The following is a 3,214-nucleotide window of genomic DNA, read 5'->3' as shown; positions in this document are numbered from 1 at the left end:
CTGCTTGAGTGCGACACGATCATAAAATTCTCCTACCGTATCAAAAGCCTATCCGGCGCGCTCCTAGCCAAGGCAACCACGTCGCAAGCCGCAGTAGAGCTTGATTCTAAAAGAACGCTGTATGAGATACCGCCGCAGCTAAGGGCGTGCGCGGATAAAATTTTAGCAAAGAAAAATCCCGCGAGTAAAATTTCAGCGGCAGATAAAATTTCGACAGCAAATGAAATTTCGACGGCAAGCAAAGCCGCGTCCGAGCAAGACTGCCCTCAAAACGCCGCGGCGAATGAAATTTTGCCTAGCGATAATGGACAATGAAATTTTTTAGCGAGCATAAAATTTAAAGGACTACGATGAAAATTTTAGCTTTATTTTTGGCGATTTTGGGACTTGCGAGAGCACTTGAAGTAAGCGATCTGGCGCTTAAGACCGACAATATCGGCGGCAAATTTAGCGAAACGCTCAGCATCGAGGGCTTTGCCGAGCCCGTGCGAAGCAGCGGCGAGTTTAGGATCAAAGGCGGCGAGCTGCTTTGGACGACGCTAGAGCCGGTGCGAAGCGAGCTAAAAATCGGCGCGGACGGCGTCTTTGAGCGCAGCGGCGAAGCGTGGGTCAAAAGCGCCGATTCGCTTTTTGATAAGGACACCTTTTTGGCGATCTCGCGCCTGGACGTAGCGCGGCTTAGCAAAAATTTCTCGATCGCGCTAAGCGGCAGCAAAGATGCGTGGCGCGCCGAGCTAAGCCCAAAAGGGATGCTGCAAAATATCTTTAAAAATATCGTGATCGAGGGCGGCGCCTACGTCAGAGTGCTGCGGATCAGTAGCGCCAATGGCGACGTGAGCGAAAACGTATTTTCTGGCGTCGTGAGCTTAGATGAGTAAGAGCGCGATCCTAGCGGCATTCGGCGCGGCATTCATCGCGCTTTGCGCCTTTATAGCGTTAAATTTAAACCGCGTAAATTCCGATTTTTACGAGCTGAGCGGCATTGAAATTTCGGGCAAGCAGAAACAAAGCGTCGAGGATTTCAACCGCGAGATCGCAAGGCAAATCATCGTCGCAAGCGCGGAGAGAGCGAGCTTTGACGCGTTCATTGCAGATATGCAAAAAAGCGGGCTTTTTGAGAGCATAATTTATGAGGTAAAGGACGCGAGAGTGTATCAGAGCGAGCTTGCGCGCTTTGCGCCCGCGATGCTCGATGATGCGAGCGTGGAGCTTTTAAAAAGCGATCCGCAGGCCTTTTTTGAGCGCAGCGCGCGTGAGCTTTACTCAAAATTTCGCCCGCTTAGCCTCTCGCAGGATTTTTTCTCACTCAGCCTTCACTCGCGCCTCGGCACTCGCGGCGCTATCAGACTCGATCCTGCACAAAACCGCTTTATTACGATCATTGACGGCGCGCCGTACTACTTCGCTATGGCTAAATTGGCTCCGAAAGCAAATGACGACGCGCTTAGTGCGCTGGTGCGCAAAGCGCAAAAGAGCGAAATTTTAATCTCCGGCACCGCCCTTTTCAGCGCATTGGGTAAAAGCGCGGGCGTGCGCGAGAGCTCCATCGCGGGCGCCGTATCGCTTAGCCTATGCGCGGCGCTGCTGCTGGCGGCATTTTCGCGCGCACGGATCTTCTGTCTGCTGCTGCCCGCACTTTTCGGGCTTGCCTGCGGCGTAGCGGCTACGATGGCGATCCGCGGCTCGATCCACATCCTAAGCGCCGTGGTTTCGACGAGCCTAATCGGGCTGATGCTGGATTACGCGGTGCACTGGCTGGGCGCAAATATCGCGCGCCGTATCGAAGCTCGCTCGATAAAAAGCATGCGAAACATCCTGCTTCTAGGGTTTTTCATCACGGCCGGAGGCTACTTCGTATTTTTATTCAGCCCGTTTTTTCTGCTCAAAGAGATCGCGATCTTTGCCATAGCCGCACTTGCGGGGGCATTTTTCTTTAGCTACTTCGCCCTGCCGATCCTGCTTGAAGGGATAGAATTTCGCCCTGCCCCGATCTTTGCAAAGGCGCTTGAACTCTACGCAAAGGCGCTTTGCAAGATAAACCTAAGCCTCAAAGCGCTCATCCTCGTTTGCGTGGCGTTGCTTGCGTTTTTGTATTTTAAAATGGAGCTTAAGGACGACGTCAGTGAATACGCTAGCTTAGATAAAAACCTGATCGCGATGAGCGCCAAGCTCGCAAGCATCGGAGGCTCGAGCTTCGATCTTATCGTGGGTAACAACGCGAGCGCGGTAGCCAAAGAGGCCGTAGCGCGCGGTCTTGCAGACTCATACACCGGCGCGCCGATTTTGGATCCAGCTACGCAGAGCTTTATCAAGCAGGCTTTTGCAAACTACGATAGAAGCGCATTTTTAAACCTCGGGCTTAGTCGCGAGCTCGTGGACGCAAACTTTGCTAAGATTGCGGATGCGCCCATTTTAAGCTACGAGCAGGCTAGAAGCTCCGTTCTTTTTGCCGCGATGCCGAGCGTCGATCCGCATATCGCTTTTTTGCGCGGCGTGCGCGATAAAGCAGCCGTAAGCGAGCTTGCCGCGCAGATGGGCGCGCTGCATCTAAATATGCGAAGCGCCATAAGCGAGGCGTTTTCACAGATCAAAATCAACGCCTTGTATCTAAAATGTGCCGCATACGCGCTCGCGCTCGCGCTGCTGTGGGCGTTTTTCGGCGCGCGGACGGCATGGCTGATCGTCATCTGCGTTTTTGCGACAAATTTAGCCGTGCTCGCCCTGCTTAGCGCATTCGGCGTGAGCGTGAATATATTTGCGATCTTTGCGCTGATCCTCTCAGGCGCCGTGGGGATAGACTATATGATCTTTGCAAACAACGATAAGATGGCGCTTAGCGATAAAATTTTCGGCATCACGCTCGCGTCTTTAACCAGCATAATCTCCTTTTTTACGCTCGCTTTCAGCTCCACTAAAGCCGTGGCGCTGTTTGGGCTCTGCGTCAGCCTTAACATCGCGCTAGCGGCGATCTTAGCGCAAGTTTTGGCGGCTAGCAAGAAAAGCTAATCAAGCGGGAGCCAAAGAGCTGAAAGCACTGAATAGACGCTCTTTGCCCCGCTTGTAGATAAAATTTTACAAAAAGAGCACGCCGTAAATTTACGCAGCCGCGGCAAATGAAAATTTTAATCCAACCTGCTGCGAGATAAAATTTAGTCTGCATGTGCAAGATAAAATTTAACCGATTAGAGCGCAAGATAAAATTTGAGATGAAATT

The 3,214-nt window shown here is 52.1% G+C and carries 2 protein-coding genes and 1 pseudogene; all 3 read left to right on the top strand.

All coding sequences use genetic code 11. The features are described 5' to 3' along the window. Window positions 1–315, top strand: a pseudogene (locus tag Q0277_RS08230) (hypothetical protein); the annotation flags it as partial. A gap of 35 nt (window positions 316–350) precedes the next feature. Next, window positions 351–878 (top strand): outer membrane lipoprotein carrier protein LolA, encoded by a 528-nt coding sequence (locus tag Q0277_RS08225; protein ID WP_297997166.1) that lies wholly within the window; start codon window positions 351–353, stop codon window positions 876–878. After that, entirely contained in the window at window positions 871–3,006 is a 2,136-nt protein-coding gene (locus Q0277_RS08220) for a hypothetical protein (RefSeq protein WP_297997164.1), read from the top strand. The genes Q0277_RS08225 and Q0277_RS08220 overlap by 8 nt, the downstream gene beginning before the upstream one ends. Window positions 3,007–3,214: the final 208 nt, after the last annotated feature.

The organism is uncultured Campylobacter sp., from assembly GCF_938030815.1.
Classification (GTDB): Bacteria; Campylobacterota; Campylobacteria; order Campylobacterales; family Campylobacteraceae; genus Campylobacter_B.
Note: the sequence above shows the minus strand (reverse complement) of the source record. Positions and strands in the feature narration are given on the sequence as shown.